Below are 14,781 nucleotides of genomic sequence, written 5' to 3' on the forward strand. Positions count from 1 at the left end.
TGCGGCTAAATAGGAAACGATTGTTCTACATTTAAGGAGAGGCCTCATGCATCATCAGTCGAATGGGACCGCCCAAGCCGGCGCGTCGCGCATCGTCGCGGCGGAGCCGCTGGCGCGGGCGGAGGCGTCGCTGCCAGGCTTCGCGCACCGGTTCGAGACCATCGACGGGACCCGGCTGCATTATGTCAGCGGTGGCCTGCCGGAGGGCGAGATCGTGGTGCTGCTCGCCGGCTTTCCGGAGAGCTGGTTCGCCTGGCGGAAGGTCATGCCGCTGCTCGCGCCGCGCTATCGGGTCATCGCGGTCGATCTGCCAGGGCAGGGCGACTCGGATCGGCCGGCCGATGGCTACGACACCAAGACCCTGGCCACGGCCGTGCACCGACTGCTGCAACGGCTCGGCGCCACCCGCTGTCATCTTGCGGCGCACGACATCGGCGCGTGGGTGGCCTATCCCTATGCGGCGCTGTTTGAGGCCGAGCTGCGCAGCCTGGCGCTCCTCGATGCCGGAATTCCTGGCGTCACCTTGCCGGATGCATTGCCGTTCACGCCGGACCGCGCGTGGCGGACCTGGCACTTTGCGTTCCACGTCCTCGCGGACCTTCCGGAGTTTCTGATTCAGGGGCGCGAACGCGACTATCTCGGCTGGTTCCTGCGGCGAAAGTCCGCCAATCCCGAGACTTTCCTGGAGAGCGACCTCGATGAGTACAGCCGCGTGCTGACCAAGGCCGGCGGCTTGCGGGCCGGGCTGGCCTATTATCGTTCGGCGGCGCTGTCGGCGAGCCAGAACCGGGAGCTCAGCGCCAGGGGCAGACTCAAGCCGCCCCTGCTGGCGGTCGGCTCCGACCAGGGATCGATCGTGGACATGGCGGCGCCGCTCCGGGAGTTCGCCCAGCATGTCGAAGGCATCACCATCGCCGCATGCGGCCACTACATCCCGGAAGAGCAGCCGGCCGTTCTGGCAGAACAGCTCGACGCCTTTTTCAGCCGCGTCGGCACAGCGCCGAGCTGAGCCCTCTCATGATGGGATATCTCATGATGTGAGATCGCCGGCCTGCCGTCGGCAGGCCGATGCCGAGGCCCGCCGCATTGCGATCCGGTCGACCAGAAGGCCGAGGACGATGCCGATCGCATAGGCCACGATGTTCCAGAGCGAGAAGATCCGACCGAGCAGCGGCGCGGCGGCGCGTGTCAGCGGCGATCCCGGCCGATGCCAGCGTCATGCGTGCGCCGCGCCCCGGGAATGCGCCCTCGAACTGTGGGAGATCGGGTTTTCCGATTGACTTGCCACGACCGATGCTCAACACCGCCCCTCAACTACCAAATCCTGCAATGCTCCGGGGAGGAGATCGATGAGTTTGTCCGCCAGCACGCCGGCCGCGCCGGGCCGTTCCGATATCGAGAGCTCGACCATCCGCGCCATCTCCTGGCGGCTCATTCCGTTCCTGGTGCTCGCTTATTTCTTCTCCTATCTCGACCGCGTCAATCTCGGCTTCGCCGCGCTGACCATGAATGCCGAGCTGAAATTCTCGCCGCTGGTGTTCGCCTGGGGCGCCGGCATCTTCTTCATCGGCTATTTCATCTTCGAGGTGCCGAGCAATCTGGCCCTGGAGAAGTTCGGCGCGAGCCGCTGGATCGCGCGCATCATGGTGACCTGGGGCATCATCTCGGCGCTGATGGCGCTGGTCTCGGGCCCGTGGAGCTTCTATGCGCTGCGCTTCCTGCTCGGCGTCGCGGAGGCGGGCTTCTTTCCAGGCATCATCCTCTATCTCACCTACTGGTACCCGGCGCAGTATCGCGCGCGCTTTCTCGCCGCCTTCGCCGTCGCCGTTCCTGTCTCAACGGTGATCGGCGCGCCCGTCTCGGGCCTGCTGCTCGGCATGCACGGCCTGCTGGGGCTGCAGGGCTGGCAGTGGCTGTTCATCATCGAGGGCCTTCCGTCGATCCTGCTCGGCGTCGTCACCTGGTTTTATCTGACCGACCGGCCGGAGCATGCGAACTGGCTGTCGGCGGAGCAGAAGGCCTGGCTCGCCACGCGCATCGAGGCCGAGACTGCCGCGAAGCAGGCGGCGGGACACATGACGCTGGGCGAGGCGCTGTCGTCGCCCAAGGTCATCGTGCTCAGCCTGATCTATTTCGGCTTCGTCGGCGCGCTCTATGGCATGCAGTTCTGGCTGCCGCAGATCGTCAAGGCGTTTGGCCTGACCAATGTGCAGACCGGATTCGTGACCGCGATTCCTTATGCGTTCGGCACCGTTGCGATGATCCTGTGGGCGCGGCATTCGGATGCGACGCGCGAGCGCGTGGTCCATGTCGGCGCGCCGCTGATCCTGATCGCGGTGGCGCTGGCCGCATCCAGCATGATCGGCGATCCGACGTTGACCATGGTCGCGCTGACCGTGGCGGCAATCGGCGTGTTCTGCGTGTTCGGCGTGTTCTGGACCTTGCCGACGGCGTGGCTGTCGGGCACCGCCGCGGCCGGCGCCATCGCGCTGATCAACTCGATCGGCAATCTTGCCGGTTTCGGCGGCCCCTATCTGGTCGGCTGGATCAAGGACACGACCGGCTCGACGACGCACGGGCTGCTCGCGTTGTCGGTGCTGCCGCTGATCGCCGGGCTGCTGGTGTTCTTCGGCCGTCACGAGAGCAAGGTCGAATTCGCCGGTCAGGCCCCGGCGGAGTGAGCGAGCCCCGAGGCTGCCCCCTGGGAGGGCCGCCGGCCGGGCTGTGGATCAGGCCAACCATTGCGTGTTGTGAGGCCGGCCGCCGTTGCGGCCGGCTCTCTCATGACCACCTGCGCAACGAATGAGCAACTGCGGCAACATGTCTTAACATTCACGAAGTCATGATTGATGACGATTATTGACAATCGTCACTCGATAATCGACACTCCTTCGCAATAGCAGCAAGGGGTATGCGATGCTCGTTCGTCAGGTTTTCTCTAGCTTTTCCAAGCTGTTGAGCGGCGTGGCGCTGGCCGCGATGGCGGTCTCGCTTGCCGGCTGCAACGAAACCGTCGCTCAGAAGGCCGAACCCATCCGGCCGGTTCTGGTCGCGTCCGTGCATTACGAGGCCGAAACACCGGAGCGCAGCTTTGTTGGCACCATCCGGCCGCGGATCGAGGCCGATATCGGCTTCCGCGTGGCCGGAAAGGTCGCCAAGCGCCTGGTCGAGGTGGGGCAGACCGTGGAGATCGGCCAGCCCTTGGCCACGCTCGACGAAGTTGACCTTAAGCTGCAGGCCGAGCAGGCCGAGGCCGAATTCCGGGCCGCCACCGGCGTGCTGGCACAGGCTTCCGCTGCCGAGACCCGCGCCAAGGAGCTGCGCGTCAAGGGTTGGACCACGGATGCACAGATGGATCAGGCCAAGGCGTCCGCCGACGAGGCGCGCGCGCGGCTGAACCGGGCCGAGCGCTCGGTCGAATTGACCCGCAATTCGCTGTCCTATGCCACGCTGGTCGCCGATGCGCGCGGCGTGGTCACCGCCAGCATGATCGAACCCGGCATGGTGGTCGCCGCCGGTCAGGCGGCCATACGGGTCGCGCGCTTCGCCGAGAAGGAAGCCGTCGTCGCCATCCCGGAGACCCTGCTCGATCGCGCCAAGAACGGGGTCGCGACCGCGTCGCTGTGGTCTGAGGCGGGCAAGACCTACACGGCGCGGCTGCGCGAGATCGCTCCGGCTGCCGATCCCGCGACGCGCACCTATCTCGCCAAATTCTCGCTGCCGGAAGCAACGGATAATGTCTCGCTCGGCATGACCGCGACGCTCACGCTGTCTGATCCGGCCACCACGCGCGTGGCGCGGCTGCCCCTCTCGGCGCTGTTCAGCGACGGCCGCGATCCCTCCCTCTACGTGGTCAACGACAAGGGCGAGGTCACGCTGAAGCCGGTCAAGGTGAAAGCCTATGACAGCAAGGACGTGCTCGTCACGTCGGGCGTCGAGGAGGGCGAGAAGGTGGTCGCGCTCGGCGTCCAGAAGATCGATCCCGCGCAGAAGGTGCGCGTCGTCTCCGCGCTGACGTTCTAGCCGGTTGTCGTTCCGGGGTGGATGCTCCGCATCTCCCCGGAATGAAGGAAGTCGCTGTCGTCATTGCGAGGAGCAAAGCGACGAAGCAATCCAGACTGCGTCTGCGGAAAGAGTCCTGGATTGCTTCGCTTCGCTCGCAACGACGATCACTGAGAATGGACTGGACTAGCGATATCGGATCATCGGGAGCGTGCCATGAAGCGTTTCAACCTGTCGGCCTGGGCGGTCAGTCATCCGCCACTGGTGCTGTTCCTGATCGTGGCGCTCGGCCTGTTCGGGTTCATCTCCTATGAGCGTCTCGGGCGCGCCGAGGATCCGTCCTTTACCGTCAAGGTCGTCAACGTCTCGATGATTTGGCCCGGCGCCACCGCGACGGAAATGCAGAGCCAGGTCGCGGACCCCATCGAGAAGAAGCTGCAGGAGCTGCCTTACTTCGAGAAGGTGGAGACCTATTCCAAGCCCGCCTTCGCCGCGATGCAGATCACCTTCCGCGACTCGACGCCGCCGAAGGAGGTGCCTTACCTGTTCTACCTCGTCCGTAGGAAGCTCGCGGATGTGCAGGCCTCGCTGCCTTCGGGGGTGCTCGGGCCGTTCGTCAATGACGAGTTTTCCGACGTCGATTCCATCCTGTTCATGATGACCGGCGACGGGGCGGACTATGCTCAGCTGAAGAAGGTCGCGGAAGGCCTGCGCCAGCGCCTGTTGAAGGTCGACGGCGTCACCAAGGTCAATCTCTACGGCACCCAGGACGAGCGCATCTATGTCGAGTTCAGCCATGCCAAGCTGGCAACGCTCGGGATCACGCCGCAGGCGCTGTTCGATTCCCTCGCCAAGCAGAACAATGTGACACCGGCCGGCACGGTCGAGACCTCGTCGCAGCGCGTGCCGCTGCGCGTCACCGGCGCGCTCGACGGCGCCAAGGCGGTGGCCGAGACGCCGGTCGAGAGCAACGGCCGCGTGTTCCGGCTCGGCGACATCGCCACCGTCACCCACGGCTTCGTCGATCCGCCGACCTACAAGGTGCATCAGGAGGGCAAGCCGGCGCTCGGCCTCGGTATCGTCACCGCCAAGGGCGCCAACATCCTCGAGCTTGGCAAGGACGTGCACGCCGCGTCCGACGATTTCATGAAAGCGGTGCCGCAGGGTATCGAGCTGAAGCAGATCGCTGACCAGCCGAAAGTGGTCGAGACCGCGGTCGGCGAATTCGTGCACTCCTTCGTCGAGGCGCTGGTCATCGTGCTGTTCGTTTCGTTCCTGGCGCTCGGCTGGCGCACCGGCATCGTGGTGGCGCTGTCGGTGCCGCTGGTGCTCGGCATCGTCTTCATCGTGATGAGTGCAATGGGACTGGATCTGCACCGCATCTCTCTCGGCGCGCTGATCATCGCCCTCGGCCTCCTGGTGGACGACGCGATCATCGCGGTCGAGATGATGGTGGTGAAGATGGAGCAGGGCTGGGACCGCGTCCGCGCCGCATCGTTCGCCTGGGAATCCACGGCCTTCCCGATGCTCACGGGAACGCTGGTCACCGCCGCCGGATTCCTGCCGATCGGCTTCGCCAGTTCTGCGGTCGGCGAATACACGGGAACCATCTTCTGGATCGTCGCCATCTCGCTGGTGGCGTCCTGGTTTGTCGCTGTCATCTTCACACCCTATATCGGCGTGAAGCTGTTGCCGGACATGAAGGCCCATCACGGTCACGATGAGAATGCGGTCTATGATACCCGGATGTATCGCGGTCTGCGCGCCGTCGTGAGCTGGTGTGTCGCGCATCGCATCACCACCGTGGCCGCGACGGTCGGCGTGTTCGTGGCCTCGATCGTCGCCTTCGGCCACGTCCAGCAGCAGTTCTTCCCGCTGTCGGAGCGGCCCGAGCTGTTCCTGCAGTTGCGGCTGCCGGAGGGCACCGCCTTCAACGTCACCGAGAAGGCCGCGCGCAAGGCCGAGGGGTTCTTGAAGGACGATAAGGACATCGAGACCTTCACCTCCTATGTCGGCCAGGGCTCGCCGCGCTTCTGGCTTGGCCTCAATCCGCAACTGCCGAACGAGGCTTTTGCCGAGATCGTGATCGTCGCCAAGGACGTCGCGGCGCGCGAGCGGATCAAGGCCAGAATCGAGGCCGCCGCTGCCAATGGCGAGATCAACGAGGCGAGGGTGCGCGTCGATCGCTTCAATTTCGGTCCGCCCGTCGGCTTCCCCGTGCAGTTCCGGGTGATCGGCCCTGACACCGCCAAGGTTCGCGAGATCGCCTATCAGGTGCGCGATGTCATGCGCCAGAATGCCAATGTGCGGGACCCGCAGTTCGACTGGAACGAGCAGTCGCCCTATTTGAAGCTGGTCGTCGACCAGGATCGCGCCCGCGCGATCGGCCTGACGCCGCAGGACGTGTCGCAGTCGCTGGCGATGCTGATCTCAGGCGTGCAGGTGACTACCATCCGTGACGGCATCGAGAAGGTCGGCGTAATCGCACGGGCCGTGCCGTCCGAACGGCTCGATCTCGCGGGCGTCGGCGACCTCACCATCACCTCGCGCAACGGCGTCGCCGTGCCGCTGCAGCAGATCGCCAAGATCGAATATTCGCATGAGGAGCCGATCCTGCGGCGGCGCAACCGCGACATGGCGATCACGGTGCGGTCCGACGTCGCCGACGGCGTGCAGGCGCCCGACGTCACCAACCAGATCTGGCCGAAGCTCGCCGACATTCGTAGTCACCTCGATCCGGCCTACCGCATCGAGATGGGCGGCGCGATCGAGGAGTCGGCCAAGGGCAATGCGTCGATCTTCGTGCTGTTTCCGCTGATGGTCATCGTCATGCTGACCCTGCTGATGATCCAGCTGCAGAGCTTTTCGCGCCTGGTGCTGGTGTTCCTGACGGCACCGCTCGGCATCATCGGCGCATCGTTTGGGCTCAACGTCGCCAATGCGCCGTTCGGTTTCGTGGCGCTGCTCGGGCTGATCGCGCTGGCCGGCATGATCATGCGCAACACCGTGATCCTGGTCGACCAGATCGAAACCGACGTGGCCTCGGGCCTGACCCGGCGCGAGGCGATCATCGAGGCCACGGTGCGGCGTGCGCGTCCGGTGGTGCTGACCGCGCTGGCCGCGATCCTTGCGATGATCCCGCTGTCGCGTTCCGCGTTTTGGGGGCCGATGGCGATCACCATCATGGGCGGCTTGTTTGTTGCAACCTTCCTCACGCTGCTGTACTTGCCAGGCCTCTATGCCCTATGGTTCCGGAAGAGCCTCGATGAGCGCGGGGCGGGGGCGCGGGATCATTCTGCGGCGCAGCACGTTGATGAACCGGCACCGGAGCTTCCTATCGCCCAGGCGGCTGAGTAAGGACCGACAAGATCGCGAGCATGATGACGCTGGTTTCCGACCATATCGAGCCCGATACGCGCGAACGCATCCTCGTCGTGGCCGAACGCCTGTTTCGGCAGATCGGCTATCAGAAGACCACTGTCGCCGACATCGCCAAGGAGCTTCGCATGAGCCCGGCGAACGTCTACCGCTTCTTCGACTCCAAGAAGGCCATTCATGAGGCTGTCGCGCGCACGCTGATGGGCCAGGTCGAAGCGGCGGCGCTCGTGATCGCCGATCGGCCCGGCCCGGCCGCACCTCGGCTGCGCGAGATGCTCGGCACCATCCATCGCATGAATACCGAGCGCTATGTCGGCGACTCCAAGCTGCACGAGATGGTCACGGTAGCCATGGAGCAGAGCTGGGAGGTCTGCGAGGCACATATGCAGCTGATCACCGAGATCATCGGCCGGGTGATCGGGCAGGGCGCCGCATCGGGCGAGTTCGCGGTCCGCGAACTGGAACTGGCGGCAGAATGTGCAACGACGGCCATGATGCGCTTCTTTCATCCCCAGATGATTGCGCAATGTGCGACAAAGCCGGGTCCGACGGTCGACGAGATGATCGATTTCGTGCTGGCAGGGCTTGGTTCGAAGGGCGCCGCAAGCTAAGTTCTGCGTCATTGCGAGCGATACGAGGCCATTCAGGATGGTGTTCGCATCCTGGACCGCTTCGTCGCTTGCGCTCCTCGCGATGACGGAAGGGACGGCCGCGTGACCGAACGGGACCTGCATTTCTACGAACCGAAGAACGGCCACGGCCTCAGGCACGATCCCTTCAACGCCATCATCGCACCTCGCCCGATCGGTTGGATCTCCTCGCGCGATCCGGACGGTCACGTCAATCTCGCGCCTTACAGCTTCTTCAACGCCTTCAACTACACGCCGCCGATCATCGGCTTTTCGTCGACCAACATGAAGGACTCGGCCGCCAATATCCGGGACACCGGCGAGTTCGTCTGGAACCTGGTGACGCGCGATCTCGCGACCCAGATGAATGCGACGGCGGCCCATGTTGCGCGCGATGTCGACGAGTTCAAGCTGGCCGGTGTCACGCCGCTGCCGTGCAAATTCGTCAATGTGCCGCGCGTCGGCGAGAGTCCGGTCGCCTTCGAGTGCAAGGTGACGCAGATCCTTCAGCTGCAGGGGGCGGACGGCGCCAAGACCGAAGCCTGGATGACGTTCGGCGAAGTCGTCGGCGTGCACATCGACAAATCCCTGATCAAGGATGGCGTCTACCAGACAGCGCTCGCACATCCGATCGTCCGCGCCGGCCGTCGCGGCGATTATTTCGAGATCAAGGCCGAGGACATGTTCGAGATGATCCGGCCGGACTGACGCCGTCTTCGGCGCGCGCTGCCCCCCGGTTGAACTCAGGGCTATCGCATATGACCAATCTGAGTTTTTCGCCAGGCTGCCTCCCCATTGCCATGTCCGGGCTCCGTCCCGCCTGCGCGGCCGAAGCCGCTTCGGCGCGGCGAAGGCCCGGGCATTCACGTCTTTCCCAGGATGCCGAACGGCGTGGATGGCCGGGACGGAGCCCGGCCATGACGATGTGAAGGGAGCCGAACTCAAGCTATGATCATCATATGCGAGAGCCCTGAACTGGAGACCACCTGACGTGACCGAAGCGACTGTCCATGCCGCGCTGTCAGCGCCGACCGAGCCGCGCGGCGATCTCTGCATCCGCACCTTGGCGATGCCGGCCGACACCAACGCCAATGGCGACATTTTCGGCGGCTGGCTGCTCAGCCAGATGGACGTGGGCGGCGGCGTGTTCGCTGCCAAGATCGCGAAGTCTCGCACCGTCACCGTCGCGATCGAGGCGATGAACTTTCGCAAGGCGGTCTATGTCGGCGACCTCGTCTCGGTCTATGCGCATCTGGTACGCGTCGGGCGCACCTCGCTGACGGTGCGCCTGGAGGCCTGGGTTCTGCGCCGCAGGGAGGAGCAGCCGATCCTGGTGACCGACGGCAATTTCACCTATGTCTCGATCGATGATGACGGCCGGCCGCAACCGGTCAAGCGCGACGGCGCGACGACGTCGGCTTAGACATGATCCGGAAAGTGGAAACCAGCTTTCCGAAAAGATCATCATCGCGGCGTGCGGCCAATTGACCGAAGCAGCAGCCGCTGTTGCGGCCGGGTGCGTTGCGAGATCGTCCAGTCAACAGTCGTTGTCACGAACCGGGCGTCGATCAAACATAGGATCGACAGAATCGCCTGTTGAATTCCGCGTCATGGACCGCAGCTATGGAGCATCGCAGGAACATTCCTGGTCGGGCTCCGTTATAAGCCCCGGAATGAACGACGGGATTTCGCAATGTCCGACACCTATATCATCGAGGTCAGCTCCCAGGCGGCAGGGATCGTCGTGCGGGATCGCGGCGGCTTCCGTTTCTTTGCGGCGTCGCACCGTTTCAATGCGCTCGAGGGCCAGGTGTTTCGCAACGCGCGCGAGGCCGAGCGCGCCGCGATTCGTCTCGTCAGCGGCGAGTTGAGTGCGGCCGCCTGACCTGTCGCATGACGGGCGCGTCAATCTTCCGCTGACGACCCGTAGGGAATGCCGCGTTGCACATGCGTCAAGCCGTCATTGCTGCAGTGCGCTTGAACGCCTCGCCGATTGACCCTTGACTCGATCAGCATCACCATGGTGCAGCTTGTCCTGAAAGCTTGCCATGGCCGTTCTCTCCCAGCGCCAGACTGACATTCTCAACATCGCGCGCGCCTCCGGTCGCGTCATGGTGGAAGATCTGGCGCGCCGTTTCGAAGTCTCGGCGCAGACGATTCGCAAGGATCTCAACGATCTCTGCGAGCAGCGCGCGCTGACGCGCATTCACGGCGGTGCCATTATCGCGTCGGGGGTGGAGAACCTCGCTTATGAAGCGCGGCGCTTCGTCGCGGCGGACGAGAAGAAGGCGATCGGGACGGTTGCCGCTGCGCGCATTCCCAACGGCTCGTCGCTCTTCATCAACATCGGCACCACCACCGAGGAGGTGGCGAGCGCGCTGTCTTCGCATCAGGATCTGCTGGTCATCACCAACAATCTGAATGTCGCGATGCTGCTCTATCCGCATCCGCGCATCGAGGTGATCGTGGCCGGCGGCACGGTGCGGCGTTCGGATGGCGGCGTGGTCGGCTCGACGGCGACGCAACTGATCGGCCAGTTCAAGGTGGACTACGCGATCATCGGCGCCTCGGCGATCGATGAGGAGGGCGCGCTGCTCGACTTCGACTATCGCGAGGTGCAGGTGGCGCAGGCCATCATCGCCAATGCGCGCAGCGTGATGCTGGTGGCGGATTCCACCAAACTGCATCGCAGTGCCCCGGTGCGCATCGCCCATCTCAGCCAGATCCAGACCTTCGTCACCGACCGTCCGTTGCCCGATGGGCTCGCCAGCCTCTGCCACAGCCGCGGCATCGAGGTGGTCTCGGCGATGCCGGCCGACGAGGCGGAGGAGGCCGCAGAGGCGGCCGAAACAGCCAACCCGGCGGCACTCCGCCGCGCCTGACCCCCCGCGCTGATTCCACAGGCTGTTTGGGCCGAGATTGGGCACGTTATGCCCAATCGCGGCCCAATATGCGTTTTTCGATTTGCTTTCACTTTCGTTTGTGTTTAACTCGAAAGCGAAAGTGAAATCGCCGCGGTCAAGGCGATTGACGGGGGATGCGTCTGTTGGAGCGGATCTACGACCTCGCCATTGTCGGAGGCGGCGTGAATGGCTGCGGCATCGCGCGCGATGCGGCCGGACGCGGAAATTCCGTTTTTCTGTGTGAGATGAACGATCTGGCGAGCGGAACCTCGTCCTGGTCAACCAAGCTCGTGCATGGCGGCTTGCGCTATCTCGAATATTACGAATTCCGCCTGGTGCGTGAGGCGCTGATCGAGCGCGAGATTCTCTGGCAGATCGCGCCCCACATCATCCGCCCGCTGCGTTTCGTGCTGCCGCATCATTCCGGCCTGCGCCCGGCCTGGCTGCTGCGGCTCGGCCTGTTCCTCTACGACCATCTCGGCGGCCGCAAACTGCTGCCGCCGACACGCTCGGTGAATCTGCGCAGCGATGAGGTCGGCCGTCCGCTGATCGCCGGACGCTATTCCACCGGTTTCGAATATTCCGACTGTTTTGTCGATGATGCGCGCCTCGTGGTGCTGACCGCGCGCGATGCCGCCGACCGCGGGGCCGTCATCCGCACGCGCACGCGGGCGACCGCGATCCGGCAGGACGGCAGCAACTGGCTTGTCACCACCGAGAACACCCAGACCGGCGAGCGCGAGACCATCAAGGCGCGTGCGCTGGTCAATGCCGCCGGCCCGTGGGTGGAGCAGGTGCTTTCGACCGGCGCCGGTGTCAATGCAAAAGCGAAAGTGCGCCTGGTGCAGGGCTCGCATATCGTGGTGCGCAAGCTCTATGATCACGACCGCGCCTACATCTTCCAGAATGCCGACGGCCGCATCATCTTCGCGATTCCCTACCAACAGGATTTCACGCTGATCGGCACCACCGATCGCGACTATCAGGGCGATCCGGCCAAGGTGAAGGCGACCGACGAGGAAATCGCCTATCTCTGCGCCGCGCTCGGCGAGTACATCGCCAAGCCAGTGACGCCGGCTGACGTGGTGTGGAGCTATTCCGGCGTGCGCCCGCTGTATGACGACGGCGCCAGCGAGGCCAAGGCGGCGACGCGCGACTACGTGTTCGAGCTCGATACGCCCGGCGGCCTGCCGCTGCTCTCGATCTATGGTGGCAAGATCACCACCTACCGGCGACTGTCGGAGGAGGCGCTGGAGCGCCTGGCGCCGTATCTGAAGGGCGCGAAGGCGGACGAAGGCTGGACCGGCAAGGCCGCGCTGCCCGGCGGCGACATGCAGGTGCAGGCCGTTGCCACGTTGGTCGCCGATCTCGGCAAGACCTATCCGTTCCTGTCGGATGCACATGCGAAGCGCATCGCGCATGCCTATGGTACGCGGGCCCAGACCATGCTCGCGGGTGCGACATCTTTGGCCGATCTCGGCCAGGACTTCGGTGGCACCTTGACGGAGCGCGAAGTCAGGTACCTGATGACGAATGAGTGGGCGTTGACGGCCGAGGACATTGTGTGGCGGCGATCGAAGCTGGGGTTGCGAATGTCGGCGGCTGAGATCGCAGCGCTCGATGCGTGGATCACAGCCCACCGCGAGCGCGCTGCCGTGACGGCGCGTGAAGCCGGGGGACGCGCATGAGCGTCACGCTCGATCACGTCTCCCGGGTCGTCGACGGCGTCACGACCATTCGAGACGTTTCGCTGACCCTGGAGCGCGGCACGCTGAGCGTGCTGCTCGGCCCGACTCTGTCCGGCAAGACTTCGATCATGCGTTTGCTCGCCGGGCTCGACAAGCCGACCACCGGCCGCGTGCTGGTCGACGGCAAGGACGTCACCGGCGCCGACGTGCGGCAGCGATCGGTCGCGATGGTCTATCAGCAGTTCATCAACTATCCCTCGCTCACGGTGTATGAGAATATCGCCTCGCCGCTGCGGGTGCAGGGCAAGCCGCGCGAGGAGATCGAGAAGCGCGTGGCCGAGGCCGCCAGGCTGCTGCGGCTCGAGCCCTATCTGAAGCGCACCCCGCTGCAGCTCTCCGGCGGCCAGCAGCAGCGCACCGCGATCGCGCGCGCGCTGGTGAAGGGCGCCGATCTCGTGCTGCTCGACGAGCCCCTGGCCAATCTCGATTACAAGCTGCGCGAGGAGCTGCGCGCCGAATTGCCGCGCATCTTCGAAGCGTCGGGGGCGATCTTCGTCTATGCAACCACCGAGCCGTCGGAGGCGCTGCTGCTGGGCGGCCGCACCGTGTGCATGTGGGAAGGTCAGGCGCTGCAGGCCGGCGATACCGCCACCGTCTACCGCCGTCCGGACACGTTGCGCGTCGGGCAGGTGTTCTCCGATCCGCCGATGAATGTCGTCGAGATCCAGAAGCGCGGCGACAGCGTGCATTATGCCGGCGGCGTCAGGGCGCCGGCGGCCGGCCTCTATGCCGATCTGCCGGAGGGCTCCTATCGCGTCGGCTTCCGGCCGCATCAGCTCGGACTGGCCAAGGGCGACGGCAGCCATGGCCGCCATGCCTTTCCGGCGACCGTCTCGGTCACCGAGATCACGGGATCGGAGAGCTTCGTGCATCTGACCCGCGACGGCATGAACTGGGTCGCCGTGCTGCACGGCGTCCATGAATACGAGCCCGGCGAGATTCTCGATGCCGTGCTCGATCCCGCCAATATCTTCGTGTTCGACGCCGGCGACCGCCTGGTCGCGGCACCTGGCAGCCTTTAGAGGGAGATGCCGCATGGCCCGCATTGACCTCGTCGATCTCGCCCAGTCCTATCACGGCAACGACGCCGACATCGAAAGCTTCGCGCTCAAGCCGGTGACGATGACCTGGCGGCAGGGCGGCGCCTACGCGCTGCTCGGTCCGTCCGGCTGCGGCAAGACCACGCTGTTGAACCTGATCTCCGGGATCCTGACGCCATCGCGCGGCAAGATCCTGTTCGACGGCACCGACATCACCCACCGCACCACCCGCGAGCGCAACATCGCCCAGGTGTTTCAGTTCCCGGTGATCTACGACACCATGACGGTCGGCGAGAATCTCGCATTTCCGCTGAAGAACCGCGGCGTGCCCAAGGCCGAGATCGACAAGCGCGTCGCCGAGATCGCGCGGTTGCTCGATCTGACGCCGGACCTCAACCGCAAGGCGACGCGCCTCACCGCGGATGCCAAGCAGAAGATCTCGCTCGGCCGCGGGCTGGTGCGCTCGGATGTCGCCGCCGTCCTGTTCGACGAGCCGCTGACGGTGATCGATCCCGAGCTGAAATGGCAGTTGCGCTCGAAGCTCAAGGCGCTGCATCGTGAGCTCGATTTGACGATGATCTACGTCACGCACGACCAGACCGAGGCGCTGACCTTCGCCGACACGGTCGTCGTGATGCATGACGGCCGCGTCGTGCAGAGCGGCACGCCGGCCGAGCTGTTCGACAAGCCGGCGCACACCTTTGTCGGCTATTTCATCGGCTCGCCCGGCATGAACATTCTCGCCGCCGAGGTGAAGGGCCGTGAGGCCCGCATTGCCGGTCACACGCTGTCGTTGGCGCGCAGCTATGATGCGCTGCCGGCCGGCGCCAAGATCGAGATCGGGGTGCGGCCGGAATTCGTCGATGTCGCAGAGCCGGGACCGGGCCTGCTCGATGCCAATATCGAACGTGTCGACGATCTCGGCCGCATCCGCTTCGCGCGGGTCCGGGTCGGCGATGTCAAGTTTGCCGCGCGCCTGCCGGCCGGCGTCTCGCCGCAGGGCTCGGCGATCGGGCTGAAGTTCAACCCGGCCTATGTCCATGTCTATGCCGACAGCCGTCTCGTCGAGGGAGCCTGAGAG

12 protein-coding genes are annotated in these 14,781 nt (G+C 64.9%); all 12 read left to right on the forward strand.

Annotation, left to right across the window (positions count from 1 at the left end; all coding sequences use genetic code 11):
- Nucleotides 1-46 precede the first annotated feature (46 nt).
- Entirely contained in the window at nucleotides 47-1,009 is a 963-nt protein-coding gene (locus tag BBTA_RS10295; protein ID WP_012042420.1) for an alpha/beta fold hydrolase, read from the forward strand.
- Between the two features lie 340 nt (nucleotides 1,010-1,349).
- Complete coding sequence (locus tag BBTA_RS10300; RefSeq protein ID WP_012042421.1) at nucleotides 1,350-2,681, forward strand: MFS transporter; 1,332 nt, start codon at nucleotides 1,350-1,352, stop codon at nucleotides 2,679-2,681.
- Nucleotides 2,682-2,916: 235 nt separating this feature from the next.
- Entirely contained in the window at nucleotides 2,917-4,023 is a 1,107-nt protein-coding gene (locus BBTA_RS10305; RefSeq protein ID WP_012042422.1) for an efflux RND transporter periplasmic adaptor subunit, read from the forward strand.
- 195 nt (nucleotides 4,024-4,218) lie between these two features.
- A complete protein-coding gene (locus BBTA_RS10310; RefSeq protein ID WP_012042423.1) occupies nucleotides 4,219-7,359 on the forward strand; it encodes an efflux RND transporter permease subunit in 3,141 nt (1,046 codons plus the stop codon).
- A gap of 23 nt (nucleotides 7,360-7,382) precedes the next feature.
- Nucleotides 7,383-7,991 (forward strand): TetR/AcrR family transcriptional regulator, encoded by a 609-nt coding sequence (locus BBTA_RS10315; RefSeq protein WP_041751362.1) that lies wholly within the window; start codon nucleotides 7,383-7,385, stop codon nucleotides 7,989-7,991.
- 102 nt (nucleotides 7,992-8,093) lie between these two features.
- Entirely contained in the window at nucleotides 8,094-8,717 is a 624-nt protein-coding gene (locus BBTA_RS10320) for a flavin reductase family protein (RefSeq protein WP_012042425.1), read from the forward strand.
- A gap of 283 nt (nucleotides 8,718-9,000) precedes the next feature.
- A complete protein-coding gene (locus BBTA_RS10325) occupies nucleotides 9,001-9,432 on the forward strand; it encodes an acyl-CoA thioesterase (RefSeq protein WP_012042426.1) in 432 nt (143 codons plus the stop codon).
- A gap of 270 nt (nucleotides 9,433-9,702) precedes the next feature.
- Complete coding sequence (locus BBTA_RS10330; protein ID WP_012042427.1) at nucleotides 9,703-9,894, forward strand: hypothetical protein; 192 nt, start codon at nucleotides 9,703-9,705, stop codon at nucleotides 9,892-9,894.
- Between the two features lie 163 nt (nucleotides 9,895-10,057).
- Nucleotides 10,058-10,891: a DeoR/GlpR family DNA-binding transcription regulator gene (locus BBTA_RS10335; protein ID WP_012042428.1), complete on the forward strand. Its 834-nt coding sequence runs from the start codon at nucleotides 10,058-10,060 to the stop codon at nucleotides 10,889-10,891.
- Between the two features lie 155 nt (nucleotides 10,892-11,046).
- The gene (gene glpD, locus BBTA_RS10340; RefSeq protein ID WP_041750525.1) at nucleotides 11,047-12,600 is read left to right on the forward strand and encodes a glycerol-3-phosphate dehydrogenase; all 1,554 of its coding nucleotides are present in this window, start codon (nucleotides 11,047-11,049) and stop codon (nucleotides 12,598-12,600) included.
- Complete coding sequence (locus BBTA_RS10345) at nucleotides 12,597-13,682, forward strand: ABC transporter ATP-binding protein (protein ID WP_012042430.1); 1,086 nt, start codon at nucleotides 12,597-12,599, stop codon at nucleotides 13,680-13,682. The genes glpD and BBTA_RS10345 overlap by 4 nt, the downstream gene beginning before the upstream one ends.
- 13 nt (nucleotides 13,683-13,695) lie before the next feature.
- Complete coding sequence (locus BBTA_RS10350; protein WP_012042431.1) at nucleotides 13,696-14,778, forward strand: ABC transporter ATP-binding protein; 1,083 nt, start codon at nucleotides 13,696-13,698, stop codon at nucleotides 14,776-14,778.
- The last annotated feature ends 3 nt before the right edge of the window (nucleotides 14,779-14,781 follow it).

It is taken from the genome of Bradyrhizobium sp. BTAi1, assembly GCF_000015165.1.
GTDB classification, from domain to species: Bacteria; Pseudomonadota; Alphaproteobacteria; order Rhizobiales; family Xanthobacteraceae; genus Bradyrhizobium; species Bradyrhizobium denitrificans.

What these genes read in the sequence shown, in the direction of transcription:
- BBTA_RS10315 (WP_041751362.1), top strand. Translation starts at nt 7,383, where the DNA reads ATGACGCTGGTTTCCGACCATATCGAGCCCGATACGCGCGAACGCATC.
- BBTA_RS10310 (WP_012042423.1), top strand. Translation starts at nt 4,219, where the DNA reads ATGAAGCGTTTCAACCTGTCGGCCTGGGCGGTCAGTCATCCGCCACTG.
- BBTA_RS10305 (WP_012042422.1), top strand. Translation starts at nt 2,917, where the DNA reads ATGCTCGTTCGTCAGGTTTTCTCTAGCTTTTCCAAGCTGTTGAGCGGC.
- BBTA_RS10300 (WP_012042421.1), top strand. Translation starts at nt 1,350, where the DNA reads ATGAGTTTGTCCGCCAGCACGCCGGCCGCGCCGGGCCGTTCCGATATC.
- BBTA_RS10345 (WP_012042430.1), top strand. Translation starts at nt 12,597, where the DNA reads ATGAGCGTCACGCTCGATCACGTCTCCCGGGTCGTCGACGGCGTCACG.
- glpD (WP_041750525.1), top strand. Translation starts at nt 11,047, where the DNA reads ATGCGTCTGTTGGAGCGGATCTACGACCTCGCCATTGTCGGAGGCGGC.
- BBTA_RS10330 (WP_012042427.1), top strand. Translation starts at nt 9,703, where the DNA reads ATGTCCGACACCTATATCATCGAGGTCAGCTCCCAGGCGGCAGGGATC.
- BBTA_RS10335 (WP_012042428.1), top strand. Translation starts at nt 10,058, where the DNA reads ATGGCCGTTCTCTCCCAGCGCCAGACTGACATTCTCAACATCGCGCGC.
- BBTA_RS10295 (WP_012042420.1), top strand. Translation starts at nt 47, where the DNA reads ATGCATCATCAGTCGAATGGGACCGCCCAAGCCGGCGCGTCGCGCATC.
- BBTA_RS10350 (WP_012042431.1), top strand. Translation starts at nt 13,696, where the DNA reads ATGGCCCGCATTGACCTCGTCGATCTCGCCCAGTCCTATCACGGCAAC.